We start from the raw sequence: 14,047 nt of genomic DNA on the forward strand, positions 1-14,047 counted from the left end.
TGATCATGTGCGAAAGCAGAGGGCAAGCGCATGAACACGAAACTCTCGGGCCTGTGGGTGCCACTGGTGACGCCGTTCAAGGACGGTGCAGTCGACTATGCGAGCTATGAACGCCTGGTCGCGTACTACATCGCCTGCGGCGCCGACGGCCTGTTTCCACTCGGCACGACGGGCGAATCGCCGACGCTCGACGATAGCGAGGTCGAGGCTCTGATCGAACGCACATTGAGCGCGGTGGCGGGTCGAGTGCCGGTGTTCGTCGGTATCGGTGGCAACGCCACGCACAAGGTCGAGCGCACACTACGGCGGCTGGAGCACCTGCCGTTCGACGGCATCGTGTCGGTCTGTCCCTATTACAACCGGCCCGGCCAGGATGGCCTGATCCAGCATTTTCGTGCGGTCGCCGCGGCGACCGATCGGCAGGTGATGATCTACAATATCCCCTATCGCACCGCCGTGAATCTCTCCAACGACTCCCTGATGGAGCTTGCACAGATTGCCAACATCGTGGGCGCCAAGGACAGCTCCGGCAGCATCGCGCAATCGCTCGACCTTCTTGCGCGCAAACCTGCGGAATTTTCCGTGCTTACCGGCGAAGATGCGTTGTACTTCACGATGATGGCCAACGGCGCCGACGGAGGCATTCTCGCGGCAAGCCACCTGATGACGGAGCGGTTCATCGAGGTCGATCGCCGCGTCGGCGCCGGCGACCTCGTGGGCGCCCGTCGGGCCTGGACGCCACTTGCCGGCATCGTGCCGCTCCTGTTTGCCGAGGCCAACCCGATGCCGATCAAGCACTGCCTGTGGCGGCAAGGCCTGATCGCCTCACCCGAATGTCGCCTGCCGCTGACGCGTATTTCGGATGCATTGGCGCGCCAGCTCGACCGCGTCTTCGTCGAAAAACGCGCCGCCTAGGCGCGTGCCCTGAGGAGATCGCGGATCTCGGTCAGCAGCACTTCCTGCTGGGAGGGCGGAGCGGGCGGCGGCGACGCTTCCTCTTCCTTCTTCATCATACGGTTGATGCCGCGCACTACCAGAAACAGCACCCAGGCGATGATAAGGAAGTTGACCGTGACGGTGATGAAGGTGCCGTAGCCCAACGTCGCCCCCGCCTTCTTGGCGGCGTCATAGGTCGGCGCCTGGCTGGCGGCCGAGGTCAGCCCTATGAAGTAGTTCGTGAAGTCGAGCCCGCCAAAGATGCGGCCGATCACCGGCATGATTATGTCGTCGACCAGCGACGAGACGATCTTGCCGAACGCGGCGCCGATGATCACGCCGATCGCGAGATCGACCACGTTGCCCCGCATCGCGAACTGCTTGAACTCATGGAGCATGTCTCTCTCCCCTGTTGTCAGGTAACGCGAAGCCAAACCAGCAACGCAGATACTGTAACCACTGACGCTGCCGTCGATAACAACACGGCCGCCGTGTTCTGCTCAATAGAGATGTCGAACTGCTTGGCCAGCACGAAGGCGTTGGCGGCAGTGGGTAGAGCCGCCATAAGAAGCACTACCTTGCCGGGCACCGAATGCAGGTCGAGGAACAGCGACAGCAGCACCGCCGCCAGCAGCGGTTGCAGGAGGAGCTTGGTCAGCGTTGCCAGCCCGGCTTCGAGCAGGCCGTGCTTGATCGACTTGTCGGCGAGAAAAAGGCCAATGGCAAACAGCGCGCACGGCGCCGCGGCGGCGCCCAGAAGATCGACGAACTTGGCCGCCGGCACCGGAATCTCGAGGCCGACAGCGGACACCGCGAGACCGAGCGCAATCGACAGGGGCAGCGGATTGCGCGCGACATTCCAGGCCGCGCGGACGAAAGTCCTGGACGGACCGTGGCCCGCCGCGACCTCGAGCTCGATCATCATTACGCCCATCACCATCGAGACGACGGCGGTCACGATCACCGCCAGCATGGCCGGTGGAAGTCCGGCATCGCCGAACGCTGCGAGGCAGAGCGGCACCCCCATGTAGCCGACATTGCCCCACGATGAGGCGATTCCCTGCAGGCTCATGGCGGCGAGCCCTCCTTCCCCGCGGCTCGCGATGCGGGTTGACAGCATGCCCAGTCCGAACGTGGCGAGCACGGCAAGTCCGAATGCGGCGAGAAGCGCCGGATTCAGCACCGCCGATACCGGCGTGCGCGCCAGCGTGCCGAAGAACAGGAGCGGCAGGGCGAAAATGCTGACGAAGCGATTGAGGGCCGTCGTCGCTTCGTAGCCCAGCAAGCGGAACCGGCCTGCGAGATAGCCGGCAAGGATGACCGCGAAGATCGGCGCGGCGACGGTGAGGATGGCCTGCACGCTATGCGCTTTTGGTGAAACATTAAGAATTTGACACAACAGATACAAATCCAATAATATTTTTTCATACGAGGCCGCACTGCTCCTCCTCCGAAAGCGGCCCAGGAGATGTCTGCATGCGTCTTTTGCTCGCCAGCCTGGCGGCGGTGGCCGCGGTTGCCTTTGCTGCCCCGTCTTTCGCCCAGGATACGCCATCCGCCCCGACCCCGACCCCAACCACGAAGCCCGTCAAGCACAGGACCGGCACGGCAACCTCGTGCAGTGCCCTCAAGAGCGAGAGTGCCAAGGCTGCCTGCCTTAAACGGGCCCACGCCCACGCGGCGAAGCCGCACAAGACCACCAAGAAGGTGGCGAAGTCCTCGTCGTCGAGCCAATCGATGCCGGCCGAGAGCATGCCTGCGGCGCAGCCCACGCCCTCGCAATCGCAGACGATCGCCGTTCCGCCGCTGCCGCAGAAGACGCTGTAGCGCCGCGGCGGCAGTCGCCGGCAGGCGCGGCCCCAGCTAGTCTCCACTCTCCCCAAGCGAGGGAGAGTGCGATGTCCGTTCATGCCGCCGCTTTGATGTCGACCGATGACCTCGCACGCCGCATGGGCGCGCCCGGGCTTCGGATCTTCGACTGCACGACCTACCTCAAGCCCGGCCCCGACGGCCGCTACATCGCGGAAAGCGGCCGCGCCAACTATGACCGGGGGCACATTCCCGGCGCCGCCCATCTCGATCTCGGCAGCGAGCTTTCCGACAAGAGTTCGAAGCTCCGCTTCACCTTGCCGCCGCTCGACATGCTTACCCGGACGTTTGCCGCCAAGGGCATCGGCCATGGCACGTTCGTGGTGCTGTACAGCCACGCCTCACCGGTCTGGGCGAGCCGACTATGGTGGATGCTGCGGGCGGTCGGCTTCGACGATGCGGCGATCCTCGACGGGGGCCTCGACAAATGGAAGGCCGAGCACCGCCCGCTCTCGACGGAACCATCGGCCTATCCGGCGGCGACCCTTACCCTGCGCGGCCGGCCCGAAATCTTCGTCGGGAAGGACGAGGTCAAGGCCGCAGTCGGCAAGCCGGACACACTCACTTTGAATGCGCTCAGCCACGAGCAGCACAAGGGCACGGGCGGCGTCACCTACGGCCGCCCGGGCCGCATCGTGGGCTCGGCGTGCGTGCCGGCGGCGAGCCTGTTCGGACCCGACAAGGCGCTGAAGCCGATCGCCGAGCTCAGGGCCGCCTTCGAGAGCGTCGGCGCCGCACCGGACAGGCGCCTCCTCGTCTATTGCGGAGGCGGCATCGCCGCCACGCTCGATGCCTTTGTGTTGACGGCGATCCTGGGCCACAAGAACGTATCGGTTTATGACAATTCCATGCAGGAATGGTCGACCGACGCCAGCCTGCCGATGGAAACCGGCTGAGGGAGGAACGATGCCCGCCTACATGATCGTTGAAGTCGAGACGACCGATGAGGCCCTGATGGTCGAATACCGCAAGCATACGCCTGGCCTGGTCGCCAAGTTCGGCGGCAAGTTCATCGTGCGCGGCGGCAAGACGACATGCCTCGAAGGCGACTGGACACCGCCGCGCGTCGTGATGCTCGAGTTTCCCGACATGGCCTCGCTCGAGCGCTTCTACCATTCGCCCGAGTACAAGCCCGTCCTCGCCATGCGACTCAAGGCCGGCAAGTCGCGCGCCATCGCGGTGGAGGGCTACTCGGCCTGATGGCATCCGCATCGGCGCTGGCGGCCTATCGCGCCGTCGGCACCCTCTACAATGCTCTCATGACGTCGCTCGTGCTGGGCCTCGTCGTCCGGCGCGGCGAGGAGACGGCACGAGAGTATGTGTTCCGGCACTTCCGCCGCCAGCATCTCGAGAAGTTCCTCCCCGGCCTGCAGAAGCTCGGCCTCGGCGATCAGCCGCCGGCGCCGGCTTGTGCCCTCTATCACTATCACTCGAACGCCCTCGGTGGCGTGAAGACAGGTTACCTGCGGGAGAACGACCGGAAGGCCTGGGTGCGCTATCCGCCGCCGCGCTGGATCTGGCGGGGTACCGCCATCGCTGCCATTCCTCATTCCGTGTCGGCCGCCATGCTGCACGGCTGGCACGGCCACAATGGCCAGTCGCTCGGCAAGCCCAACCTCGGCTTCGTCTGCACCGGCATGACGGTGGACGGGATGCCTGGCCTCGAAGGCTACTACTGCGAATATGATCGGCCGCTGAGGGAAGACGAACGTGTGTGCTTCGCCTACGGCAGCGAGGAGATGCCGCGCCTCGACTGGAGCAGGCAACCAGTGCTCGAGACGGCGAGCTGGCCGGAAGAGCGGCGGCTCAGGACTTTCCGCGCCTATGCCATCGAATATGTGCGCACCATGCTGCCGACCCTGCAGGAGCTGCTGGGCGCCGACGATGCGCAAAAGGAGCTGGGCCGCGTCGCGCGGCTCGTCGGCCTGCAGTTCCACGAGGAGACGGCGCGCGACATGGACCTGCCGACGGACGTCGAGCGCGGCGATTTGCAGAGTGCGCGTGATTTCGGGCGCTGGTTGTCAGCAATCCTCGAAGCCGAAGGCGAAGAAGTCGATGTGTCCGAACGAAACGGTGCCATCGCCGTGAGAGCGAAAGGCTGGCGCGTCGTGCGTGAGCTTGACCTTGCAGCTCCGCTAAAGGCATTTGACGCCTGGAATGAACTTTGGCTCGGCGCAGCGGCGGCCTGCGACCGGTTCCTGACGGTTCAGACCACGCGGTCGCTCGATGCGCGCGGCTGGGACATTGCCTGGCGGATCGCGCCGAGATAGCCGTCCGGCAGACGGTAGCCGGCGACGGTGTCGCCCAGTTCGGCCAGCGGCACCCAGCGAGCTTCGAGATGCTCGTGACTTGGCGTCACCGCAGATGCCCCGACAAGCGCACAATGATAGGCGACGATCTGCACGAAGCGGCCCGGCAGCACCTCGAACAGGTGCCCGCCGGCAAGCTTGCCGACCTCGACATCGAGCCCTGTCTCTTCCTCAACCTCGCGCTTCAGCGCCGCCCGCTGGTCCTCGTCCGGCTCCGGTCGCCCGCCCGGCAGCTCCCACTCCCCGCGCTTGTTCAGAAGCAGCAGCACGCGGCCCTGGTGACGGAGGATGCCTTTCACGGAGACGGGATGCGTGTTCATGGGCTGGCGTAAGCATTCCACACTGAGACTCGGAAGGACACGGCTGTGATTGCGAAATCGATGTCGTCGGGAGTGCCAGCGAGTGTTCTTTCTTTCTCCTCGCGCAAAAAAGAAAGGGCCAGGATTTCTCCCGGCCCTTTCCGCAAGTCTGAAGGCGGCTGGACCTAGAAGTCCATGTCGCCCATGCCGCCGGCGCCCGGCGGCATTGCCGGGGCCTTCTTCTCCGGCTTCTCGGCGATCATGGCCTCGGTCGTCACCAGCAGGCCCGCCACGGAGGCGGCATCCTGCAGCGCGGTGCGCACGACCTTGACCGGATCGATGATGCCGGACTTCACCATGTCGGTGTAGTCGCCCTTCTGGGCGTCGAAGCCGAAGTTGGCATCCTTCTGGTCGAGCATCTTGCCCGCCACCACGGCGCCATCGAAACCGGCATTCTCGGCGATCTGCCGGACCGGCGACTGCAGCGCACGGCGCACGATCTCGATGCCGACCTTCTGGTCGTCGTTGCCGGCGCGCAGCTTGTCGAGCGCGCGGATCGCGTAGAGCAGAGCCGCGCCGCCGCCGGCGACGATGCCCTCTTCCACGGCCGCCTTGGTGGCGTGCATGGCATCGTCAACGCGGTCCTTCTTTTCCTTCACCTCGACCTCGGTGGCGCCGCCGACCTTGATGATGGCAACACCGCCCGCGAGCTTGGCCAGGCGCTCCTGGAGCTTCTCGCGGTCGTAGTCGGAGGTGGTTTCCTCAATCTGCTGGCGGATCTGGCCGCAGCGCGCTTCGAGGTCGCTCTTCTTGCCCGCGCCGTCGACGATCGTGGTGTTCTCCTTCTCGACGATGACCTTCTTGGCCTTGCCGAGCATGTCGAGCGTCACGTTCTCGAGCTTGATGCCGAGATCCTCGCTGATGAGCTGACCGCCGGTCAGGATCGCCATGTCCTCGAGCATCGCCTTGCGGCGGTCGCCGAAGCCCGGCGCCTTGACGGCGGCAATCTTGAGGCCGCCACGCAGCTTGTTCACGACCAGAGTCGCGAGAGCCTCGCCCTCGACATCCTCGGCCACGATCAGGAGCGGTTTGCCGGACTGCACGACGGCCTCGAGAACCGGCAGCATCGCCTGCAGACCCGAAAGCTTCTTCTCGAACAGGAGAATGTACGGGCTTTCGAGCTCCGCGATCATCTTGTCGGCGTTGGTGATGAAGTACGGCGAGAGATAGCCGCGGTCGAACTGCATGCCCTCGACGACATCAAGCTCGGTCTCGAGGCTCTTGGCCTCCTCGACCGTGATCACGCCCTCGTTGCCCACCTTCTTCATCGCCTCGGCAATCATCTTGCCGATCGACTTGTCGCCATTGCCGGCGATGGCGCCGACCTGCGCGACCTCGTCCGAGCCCGTGATCTTCTTGGCCCGGCTCTTGATCTCCTCGACCGCCGCCTCGACCGCAATGTCGATGCCGCGCTTGAGATCCATCGGGTTCATGCCGGCCGCGACCGACTTGATGCCCTCGCGGACGATCGCCTGGGCGAGCACGGTTGCGGTGGTCGTGCCGTCGCCTGCAACGTCGTTCGTCTTCGAGGCCACCTCGCGCACCATCTGGGCGCCCATGTTCTCGAATTTGTCGGCGAGTTCGACTTCCTTGGCGACGGTCACGCCGTCCTTGGTGATGCGCGGTGCACCGAAGCTCTTGTCGAGCACGACGTTACGGCCCTTCGGACCCAGCGTCACTTTGACCGCGTCGGCGAGAATATCGACGCCGCGCAGCATGCGCTGGCGGGCATCGCCGCTAAAGCGGACTTCCTTGGCTGCCATTGTTCAATCCCTCTTGGATGGATGAGTTGATGCGTTGATGGATCGGGAAACGATCAGGCGGCCTTCTTGACCGCGGCGGAACCTTCGAGGATTCCCATGATGTCGCTTTCCTTCATGATCAGGTACTCGACCCCGTCGAGCTTGATCTCGGTGCCGGACCACTTGCCGAACAGGATGCGGTCCCCTGCCTTGACGTCGAGCGGGACAAGTGCCCCTTTCTCGTCGCGGGCGCCCGGACCAACGGCGATGATCTCGCCTTCCATCGGCTTCTCCTTGGCCGTGTCCGGAATAATGATGCCGCCCTTGGTCTTCTCTTCTTCCGCGACGCGCTTGACCACGACGCGATCGTGAAGCGGACGGAACTTCATGCTGTAGCCTCCATAAACCCGGGTTTCACCTGCACGGCCGAGCTTCGGCCGTGATTTCCAGCCTGTCAGCACTCTCTCAAGTCGAGTGCCAAAGGCATAGCGGATTTAGGGTTGTCCCTTGTGCGAGTCAAGGTAGAGGCGAAAAGGTTCCCACTGGGTTATCTCGCACGAGCAGCAATCTCCAATGAGTGCTGCTAACCTTTTGATTTGGAACGAATTTTATTGGATTCTCGTTGAGGATGCGTGATTATTCCTGCCGGAGTGCGGTGTCAAGGAGTGATCGATGGATCGTTCTTTTGTTGCGCAGCTTAACAACTACCGCATCACCACGGCCGAGATCCTGTACTGGATGCCCGACCACCGACATTTGTTGCAGAGCTACGTCTGGCAAAACCTGGACCTCGCCCCCCGCTTTCCCCATCTGACCAGGTTCCTGGATTTCTGGGAGCAAAACCTCGAAGGCAAGCTGCACCGGGTGCGAGTGGCCAGCACCCAGCTCATCAAGCCGGCCGAGTTCGGCTTCGCGAACGGGCTTTATCACTTGCAATGAAGATTTGGCCCTGAAGATTGGCAGCGGCGTATTCGCCGGCCGTTCGCTCGACCAGGTCGGCGACCGACGGAATGTCGGCGACGCCGGAGACCGAGTGACCGGCGCTCCAGATGTCCTTCCAGCGCTTGGCGTCGGGCTTGTCGCGCTCGGCGACATTGATGTCCTTGGCGATGTCGATGGCGCCGCGAACCGGCAAGTCGTCGGGATCGAGGCCTGCCGCGGCGATGGAGGGCCGCAACATGTTGGTCTCCAGACCCGTGAAGGCACGGGTCAGCAGCACATCGTCCAGCCGGCTCGATACCAGCATCGCCTTGTATCGGTCCTTGGCCAGGCTCTCGCGTGTGGCGATGAACTTGGTGCCCATGTAGGCAAGATCGCAGCCCAGGGTTTGCGCTGCCGCCACGGCCCGTCCGTCCGACATGCCGCCGGCCATCACCACGATGCCGTCCCAGAAAGCGCGCACGGCGCGCACGAAGGCGAACGGATTGACCCAGCCGGTCTGACCGCCGGCACCGGCGGTCAGCAATACGAGGCCATCGACACCCGCCGCGGCCGCCTTCTCGGCATGGCGCACCGAGGCGACATCGGCCAGCACAAGGCAGCCTGCGTCCTTCAGCGGTTTCATTACCGGCTCGGGCGAACCGACGCTCGTGATCACGATCTCCGCCTTGGCGTGCAGCACGGAGGCAAGATCGTCCGCCACTCGGGGGTTGGAGCGGTGGACGATCAGATTGGGGCAGAAGGGGGCGGCCGCACGCCCCAACTCGTCGGCGGCGCGCTCTTGATCGTCGTTCATCTCGGCCAGCCACCGATCGAGCTCGCCGACCGTGCGGCAGTTGGCGGTGGGAAACGCGCCGATCACGCCGCTGCGGCAGGCTGCCTTCACCAGCGCCGGCCCCGACACGAGGAACATCGGCGCCGCGATCAGGGGCAGCCGAAGGCGGGATCCGATAGCCGCGGGAAGAGGCATGCTGGTCACGGGAGCGCACCCCGGGAGGTGCGCTCCTCGACCCTTACGCCGCTTGCGCCAGACCTTCCTGTTCCAGCACCCGCTTCACCGCGGGCCGTCCCTTCATGCGCGCGTAATGTGCGGCGCAGTTCTTGGGCAGCGTCATCTTCATGCGCGCCGCGGCCCAGAACTCGATGTAGAAGAGCGCCGCGTCGGCGATCGAGAATTTTCCCGCGACGTATTCCTTGCCTTCGAGCCCCTTGTCCATGAGCGCCAAGCCCTTCTCCATGACCTCCTTGCCGCGCGCCTTGACCTTGTCGTGGTCGGCTTCGCTCGGCGCAAAGTTGACCGGCCGGAACATCCGCGAGAAACCCTGCATATGCATGGTCGACACGACATAATCCATCGCCTCGAGCACGCGCGCTTCGGCATCGGCGTCGGCGGGCAACAGGCCCTTCTCCGGATTCCTGCGCGCAAGCCACGTGGCGATGGCCGGAAACTCGGTCAGCACCGAGCCGTCGTCACGCTGCAGCGTCGGCACCTTGGACTTGGGATTGATCTTCACGAACTCCGGCCCGTACTGCTCCTGCTTGGCACCGTCGATCTTCTGCAGATCGTACGGCTTGCCGATTTCCTCGAGCAGCACATGGATGCCGATCGAGCAGGCGCCTGGCATGTAATAGAGCTTCATTGCTCACTCCCTTCGGATTCGGATAGTCATCGAGGGGCAACGCTAGTGGGTCCGGCGATCCTCATCAAGGATCGACGCCAAAGCCAGTACTCGCGGCGCGGTTTCTCGAAAGTGATCAGTGCCGCAGGACGACCGGCAACTCGCGAATGCCGCGAATGAAATTGGAGTAGAGCCGCACCGGCGGGCCGGCGATCTCGATCTGCAGGTCGCGCGTCAGGATCTCTTCCCAGAGAATACGCAACTGCATCTCGGCCAGGCGATCGCCGACGCAACGATGGATGCCGGCACCGAACGACAAATGCTGGCGCACCTTGGGGCGACCCACGTCGAAGCGCTCGGGCTCCTCGATGGCTGTCTCGTCGCGATTGCCCGAGACGTACCACATCACGACCTTGTCGCCCTTGCCGATCGCTTTGCCGGCGAGTTTCGTGTCCTTGGTCGCGGTGCGGCGCATATGGATCACCGGCGTGTGATAGCGGATGATCTCGGAGACCAGATTCTGGATCAGGCGCCGGTCGGCACGGACCTTGGCATATTCCGCCGGATTGTCACTCAGCGCGATCAGGCCGCCGGTCATGGAATTGCGCGTCGTATCGTTGCCGCCGACGATCAGCAGCGCGAAGGTGCCGATGAACTCGTTGAGCGGCATGTTCTGCGTCGCCTCGGCGTGCGCCATCATCGATACCAGATCGAATTTGGGCGGCTGTGCCGCGCGTTCCTTCCACAGAACCGCCATCGTGTCCGCCATCCGACGCAGCTCGGCCATGCGCTCGCCCTCGCTCTTCACCACGGCATCCGCCGCATCGAGGTTGGCGATGGCGACATCGGACCAGTGGGTGAGCCGGCGCCGTTCGGCCTGGGGAAAGTCGAACAGCGTCGCCAGCATCATCGCCGTGAGCTCGGTCGAGACGCGGTCGACCCAGTCGAAGGCTTCGCCGCGCGGCAGGCCGTCGAGCACCCGCGCAGTGCGCGCGCGGATCAATCCCTCCATGTTGGCGAGGTTGGAGGGCGCGACGATCGGCGCCACGATCTTGCGCTGCGCCGTATGCCTGGGCGGGTCCATACGGATGAAGTTCGGCAACTCCTCGCCCGCCGGCTGGTCCTTGATCTGGATGCCACCCAGTTCGGAGGCCGACGAATAGGTACGATGGTCGAGCTCCACCGTCATGATATCGGCGTGACGGGTCACGGACCAATAGGGGCCGTACGGGCTCTCCGGATGGTAGTGCACCGGATCCTCGCGCCTGAGACGCGCGAAGTGGGGCCGCCAGCTATCCTCCCGATACAGTCTCGGATCGCCGACATCTGCGTGTTCGGTCATCCGGCAAGCCGGCCTTCAGCCCGGACCCGAGTCAAGCCCTTTTCCTCCCACGATGGCGACAGCGGTCGGTTCGCCGGATCTTGCGCACAAGCCGGTCGCGTGGCATTCGCTCCTGCGGGCTGCCTCGGCGAAACCTCCGATCGAAAGATGCCGCGATCTACTCTGGTACTGTTGCCGGGACTCCTGAATACGCGCCGTCTGTTCGAGCATCAGATCGCCGCGCTCGGCGACCTGGTAGATGTCGTGGTGCCGGAGCTTTACCGGCACGATTCGCTTGCCGCCATGGCCGAAGCCGCGCTCGCGGCCGCCCCCGCCATCTTTGCACTGGGCGGCTTCTCCATGGGCGGCTACGTTGCCTTCGAGATCCTGCGGCGCGCTCCCCATCGCGTGGAGCGGCTGGCCTTGATCGACACGCAGGCGACACCAGATGCACCGGAGACCACCGCACGGCGGCGCGGCTTCATCGAGCAGACGCGCATCGGCCGCTTCCACGGGGTGCAGCCCTCGCTACTGCCGACCCTCATCCATCCCGCCCGCCTCAAGGATACGACGATCGTCCAGCCGATCCTCGATATGGCGCAGGAGGTGGGCGCCGACGGATTCGTGCGCGAGCAGAAGGCCATCATGGCCCGACCCGACAGTCGGCCGCTTCTGGCGGACATCGACGTCCCCACCGTGGTTATCGTCGGCCGTCAGGATCAGGCCACGCCGCTGCTCCGCGCCCAGGAGATGGCGACCGATATCGCCAATGCGCGACTGGTCGTCATCGAGGAATGCGGGCACATGTCTCCGCTCGAGAAGCCCGACGACCTGACCAATGCCCTCAGGAGGTGGCTCAACACATGACGACCGTCTATGCCCGCGAAGACTTTCTGGGCGCCGACGACTACATCGACATCGTCAGGAAATCGGGCCTGAACAGGCCGATTGAAGACCGGGGCCGCGTGGAGCGCATGCTGGCTCATGCCAATTTGATCGTGACCGCCCGCCAGGACAGCCGGCTGGTCGGCTTCGCACGCTCGCTTACCGATTTCTGCTTCTGCTGCTACCTGTCCGATCTGGCTGTCGACAAGGCTTGCCAGGGGCAGGGGATCGGCAGACGCCTGATCGACGAGACGCGGGCGCAGGCGGGCGGCCCGATGACGACCACGCTGCTGCTCTCCGCCCCGACCGCCATGACCTTCTACCAGGGCATCAAAATGCCCCACGCCGACAACTGCTTCCTGTACCGGCGCGAGCAGTAGACCGATCGGCACCGGCTGTGCCGACCGACCTGCCGGAAAAGCGACTACTTCTTCATGACCTGGCCCCGGATTTCGCCACCCGGATGCGCGGCAGTATGGACGTTGAAATACCATTTGCCCGACTGCAGGTCGGCGGCCTGCGCATCGGTCAAGGTCGCCTCGCCCTTCATGGGCGTCTTGGCATCCTTCACGGGAACGACCACGCCCGCATTGGCGGTGGCCGCCGCCGGCCCGTGGAAGTGCGCCGCTGTCGCGGGGCCAGTCAGGCCCGAATAGGTCGCGTCATAGGTGAGTTTCTTGCTGGCCGTGTCATAGGTGGCATTGAGCATGCCCGCGCCCTTGCTGTCGTTAGCCGGTACTTCGGACGCAGCTTTCAGCTCGGCCGAGTAATGCTGCATCTCGGCGAAGGCCGCCGGCGCCACCGCCAGGACGGCAACCGCGGCCAAACTTGCGACACTGGAACGTAAAGCGATCCTCATGCGATCCTCCCTTCAATTCCACGACGGTCGACCGACGCGGCGAACCAGAGGCGCCGCGGGCCCGCCGAAGTCTAGCAGCTTGGCCGGGAAATGAAGGCTGCTTCTGCGCAATCACAAAGGATTGACGACCCGGTACTGTCGGACCCGACCTTTACCCGCATGATGCGACGGTCTATATATTCAAACGATTGTTCAAATGAACAATTATATGGAACACTATAACGATGCGTCGCGGCCATGAACGAGCACCTGCATGCCACCCCCGCCGACGGGCACAGTCATTCGCGCGGACATTCACATGCCCACGGGCATTCACACGGTCACGCGCCCGTGGATTTCAATCGCGCGTTCGCGATAGGCGTCGCTCTCAATGCGGTTTTCGTGGTGGTCGAGGCGGTCTATGGCTTCCTCGCCAATTCGCTCGCCCTGCTGGCCGATGCCGGGCACAATCTGGGCGATGTTCTCGGTTTGCTGCTGGCCTGGGGCGCCGCCGCGCTGGTCAAGCGTCGACCGACCGACCGCCATACCTACGGCCTGAAGCGCAGCTCCATCCTGGCTTCGCTCACCAACGCGATCCTGCTGCTGGTCGGCGTCGGCATGATCGTCTGGGAGGCCGTCCACCGCCTTGCCCGGCCCGAAGCGGTGGCCGAGACGACGGTCCTCTGGGTCGCGGCGGTCGGCATCGTCGTCAACACCGTTACCGCCCTGATGTTCGTGCGCGGCGGCAAGAGCGACATCAACATCAGGGGCGCCTTCCTGCACATGGCGGCCGACGCGGCCGTGTCGCTGGGCGTCGTGATCGCGGCTCTGGCCGTGATGGCGACCGGCTGGCTGTGGCTCGACCCCGCCGTTAGCATCGTGATCGCCATCGTGATCATGCTGGGCACCTGGTCCCTCTTCACCGCGTCGATCAATCTCGCCCTCGACGCGATACCGCAGAACATCGACCGGCGGGCGATCGAAGCCTATCTCGCCAGCCTGCCCGGCGTCACGGAAGTGCATGATCTCCATATCTGGGGCATGAGCACCACCGAGATCGCGCTGACGGCGCATCTCGTCCGCCCGGACTGCCCGGTTGACGACGGCCTGCTCGGCCGTTCGGCGCGAGAGCTGGCAGAAAAGTTCGGCATCGGGCACAGCACGATCCAGATCGAGTCGGGCGATCCCGATCACCCCTGCCGGCTGGCGCCAGCCGAGGTCGTGTAACGT

At 64.5% G+C, this 14,047-nt stretch carries 18 protein-coding genes; 9 read left to right on the forward strand and 9 right to left on the reverse strand.

Annotated features, from left to right (window positions below; genetic code table 11):
• Window positions 1–30 precede the first annotated feature (30 nt).
• Complete coding sequence (gene dapA, locus VH499_RS08435) at window positions 31–915, forward strand: 4-hydroxy-tetrahydrodipicolinate synthase (RefSeq protein WP_332052264.1); 885 nt, start codon at window positions 31–33, stop codon at window positions 913–915.
• On the opposite strand, the gene mscL is transcribed toward dapA, so the two are convergent.
• Window positions 912–1,334: a large conductance mechanosensitive channel protein MscL gene (gene mscL, locus VH499_RS08440; protein WP_332052265.1), complete on the reverse strand. Its 423-nt coding sequence runs from the start codon at window positions 1,332–1,334 to the stop codon at window positions 912–914. The genes dapA and mscL overlap by 4 nt on opposite strands.
• Before the next feature lie 17 nt (window positions 1,335–1,351).
• The gene (locus tag VH499_RS08445; RefSeq protein ID WP_332052266.1) at window positions 1,352–2,296 is read right to left on the reverse strand and encodes an AEC family transporter; all 945 of its coding nucleotides are present in this window, start codon (window positions 2,294–2,296) and stop codon (window positions 1,352–1,354) included.
• 116 nt (window positions 2,297–2,412) lie between these two features.
• Here VH499_RS08445 and VH499_RS08450 point away from each other — a divergent pair, with 116 nt between their 5' ends.
• The 4 genes from VH499_RS08450 (at window position 2,413) to VH499_RS08465 (ending at window position 5,075) form a co-directional block, all read left to right on the forward strand.
• Window positions 2,413–2,763, forward strand: a complete 351-nt coding sequence (locus VH499_RS08450) for a hypothetical protein (protein WP_332052267.1) — start codon at window positions 2,413–2,415, stop codon at window positions 2,761–2,763.
• 71 nt (window positions 2,764–2,834) lie between these two features.
• Complete coding sequence (locus VH499_RS08455; RefSeq protein ID WP_332052268.1) at window positions 2,835–3,701, forward strand: sulfurtransferase; 867 nt, start codon at window positions 2,835–2,837, stop codon at window positions 3,699–3,701.
• A gap of 10 nt (window positions 3,702–3,711) precedes the next feature.
• On the forward strand, window positions 3,712–4,005 hold the full coding sequence (locus VH499_RS08460; protein WP_332052269.1) for a DUF1330 domain-containing protein: 294 nt from the start codon (window positions 3,712–3,714) through the stop codon (window positions 4,003–4,005).
• Window positions 4,005–5,075, forward strand: coding sequence for a hypothetical protein (locus VH499_RS08465; RefSeq protein WP_332052270.1), 1,071 nt, complete (start codon window positions 4,005–4,007; stop codon window positions 5,073–5,075). Before VH499_RS08460 ends, VH499_RS08465 begins: the two co-directional genes overlap by 1 nt.
• Here VH499_RS08465 and VH499_RS08470 read toward each other — a convergent pair.
• The 3 genes from VH499_RS08470 to groES all read right to left on the reverse strand — a co-directional run bounded on the left by VH499_RS08470 (window position 5,012) and on the right by groES (window position 7,604).
• A complete protein-coding gene (locus tag VH499_RS08470) occupies window positions 5,012–5,413 on the reverse strand; it encodes an NUDIX hydrolase (protein ID WP_332052271.1) in 402 nt (133 codons plus the stop codon). The genes VH499_RS08465 and VH499_RS08470 overlap by 64 nt on opposite strands.
• Before the next feature lie 185 nt (window positions 5,414–5,598).
• A complete protein-coding gene (groL, locus tag VH499_RS08475; RefSeq protein WP_332052272.1) occupies window positions 5,599–7,236 on the reverse strand; it encodes a chaperonin GroEL in 1,638 nt (545 codons plus the stop codon).
• 53 nt (window positions 7,237–7,289) lie between these two features.
• The gene (gene groES, locus VH499_RS08480) at window positions 7,290–7,604 is read right to left on the reverse strand and encodes a co-chaperone GroES (protein ID WP_332052273.1); all 315 of its coding nucleotides are present in this window, start codon (window positions 7,602–7,604) and stop codon (window positions 7,290–7,292) included.
• Window positions 7,605–7,887: 283 nt separating this feature from the next.
• Here groES and VH499_RS08485 point away from each other — a divergent pair, with 283 nt between their 5' ends.
• A complete protein-coding gene (locus VH499_RS08485) occupies window positions 7,888–8,154 on the forward strand; it encodes a hypothetical protein (protein WP_332052274.1) in 267 nt (88 codons plus the stop codon).
• Here the strand turns inward: VH499_RS08485 and VH499_RS08490 are convergent.
• From VH499_RS08490 to VH499_RS08500, 3 genes are all read right to left on the reverse strand, one after another.
• Window positions 8,105–9,124 (reverse strand): nitronate monooxygenase, encoded by a 1,020-nt coding sequence (locus VH499_RS08490; RefSeq protein ID WP_332052298.1) that lies wholly within the window; start codon window positions 9,122–9,124, stop codon window positions 8,105–8,107. The two genes, VH499_RS08485 and VH499_RS08490, sit on opposite strands and share 50 nt — an antisense overlap.
• A gap of 43 nt (window positions 9,125–9,167) precedes the next feature.
• Complete coding sequence (locus VH499_RS08495) at window positions 9,168–9,794, reverse strand: glutathione S-transferase family protein (protein WP_332052275.1); 627 nt, start codon at window positions 9,792–9,794, stop codon at window positions 9,168–9,170.
• Window positions 9,795–9,909: 115 nt separating this feature from the next.
• Window positions 9,910–11,115, reverse strand: a complete 1,206-nt coding sequence (locus VH499_RS08500) for a cytochrome P450 (RefSeq protein WP_332052276.1) — start codon at window positions 11,113–11,115, stop codon at window positions 9,910–9,912.
• Between the two features lie 147 nt (window positions 11,116–11,262).
• Here VH499_RS08500 and VH499_RS08505 point away from each other — a divergent pair, with 147 nt between their 5' ends.
• Window positions 11,263–11,961: an alpha/beta fold hydrolase gene (locus tag VH499_RS08505; RefSeq protein WP_332052277.1), complete on the forward strand. Its 699-nt coding sequence runs from the start codon at window positions 11,263–11,265 to the stop codon at window positions 11,959–11,961.
• Entirely contained in the window at window positions 11,958–12,359 is a 402-nt protein-coding gene (locus tag VH499_RS08510; RefSeq protein ID WP_332052278.1) for a GNAT family N-acetyltransferase, read from the forward strand. The genes VH499_RS08505 and VH499_RS08510 overlap by 4 nt, the downstream gene beginning before the upstream one ends.
• A 44-nt stretch (window positions 12,360–12,403) precedes the next feature.
• Here VH499_RS08510 and VH499_RS08515 read toward each other — a convergent pair whose 3' ends face one another.
• The gene (locus VH499_RS08515; protein WP_332052279.1) at window positions 12,404–12,838 is read right to left on the reverse strand and encodes a CHRD domain-containing protein; all 435 of its coding nucleotides are present in this window, start codon (window positions 12,836–12,838) and stop codon (window positions 12,404–12,406) included.
• A gap of 237 nt (window positions 12,839–13,075) precedes the next feature.
• On the opposite strand from VH499_RS08515, the gene VH499_RS08520 reads away from it, so the two are divergent.
• Window positions 13,076–14,044: a cation diffusion facilitator family transporter gene (locus VH499_RS08520; RefSeq protein WP_332052280.1), complete on the forward strand. Its 969-nt coding sequence runs from the start codon at window positions 13,076–13,078 to the stop codon at window positions 14,042–14,044.
• The last annotated feature ends 3 nt before the right edge of the window (window positions 14,045–14,047 follow it).

It is taken from the genome of Reyranella sp. (genome assembly GCF_036558665.1).
Taxonomy (GTDB): domain Bacteria; phylum Pseudomonadota; class Alphaproteobacteria; order Reyranellales; family Reyranellaceae; genus Reyranella.

Bases quoted from the DNA above. Each gene is read 5' to 3' on its own strand.
- dapA (WP_332052264.1), top strand. From the start codon at position 31: ATGAACACGAAACTCTCGGGCCTGTGGGTGCCACTGGTGACGCCGTTC.
- mscL (WP_332052265.1), bottom strand. From the start codon at position 1,334: ATGCTCCATGAGTTCAAGCAGTTCGCGATGCGGGGCAACGTGGTCGAT.
- VH499_RS08450 (WP_332052267.1), top strand. From the start codon at position 2,413: ATGCGTCTTTTGCTCGCCAGCCTGGCGGCGGTGGCCGCGGTTGCCTTT.
- VH499_RS08455 (WP_332052268.1), top strand. From the start codon at position 2,835: ATGTCCGTTCATGCCGCCGCTTTGATGTCGACCGATGACCTCGCACGC.
- VH499_RS08460 (WP_332052269.1), top strand. From the start codon at position 3,712: ATGCCCGCCTACATGATCGTTGAAGTCGAGACGACCGATGAGGCCCTG.
- VH499_RS08465 (WP_332052270.1), top strand. From the start codon at position 4,005: ATGGCATCCGCATCGGCGCTGGCGGCCTATCGCGCCGTCGGCACCCTC.
- groL (WP_332052272.1), bottom strand. From the start codon at position 7,236: ATGGCAGCCAAGGAAGTCCGCTTTAGCGGCGATGCCCGCCAGCGCATG.
- groES (WP_332052273.1), bottom strand. From the start codon at position 7,604: ATGAAGTTCCGTCCGCTTCACGATCGCGTCGTGGTCAAGCGCGTCGCG.
- VH499_RS08485 (WP_332052274.1), top strand. From the start codon at position 7,888: ATGGATCGTTCTTTTGTTGCGCAGCTTAACAACTACCGCATCACCACG.
- VH499_RS08490 (WP_332052298.1), bottom strand. From the start codon at position 9,124: ATGCCTCTTCCCGCGGCTATCGGATCCCGCCTTCGGCTGCCCCTGATC.
- VH499_RS08495 (WP_332052275.1), bottom strand. From the start codon at position 9,794: ATGAAGCTCTATTACATGCCAGGCGCCTGCTCGATCGGCATCCATGTG.
- VH499_RS08500 (WP_332052276.1), bottom strand. From the start codon at position 11,115: ATGACCGAACACGCAGATGTCGGCGATCCGAGACTGTATCGGGAGGAT.
- VH499_RS08505 (WP_332052277.1), top strand. From the start codon at position 11,263: ATGCCGCGATCTACTCTGGTACTGTTGCCGGGACTCCTGAATACGCGC.
- VH499_RS08510 (WP_332052278.1), top strand. From the start codon at position 11,958: ATGACGACCGTCTATGCCCGCGAAGACTTTCTGGGCGCCGACGACTAC.
- VH499_RS08515 (WP_332052279.1), bottom strand. From the start codon at position 12,838: ATGAGGATCGCTTTACGTTCCAGTGTCGCAAGTTTGGCCGCGGTTGCC.
- VH499_RS08520 (WP_332052280.1), top strand. From the start codon at position 13,076: ATGAACGAGCACCTGCATGCCACCCCCGCCGACGGGCACAGTCATTCG.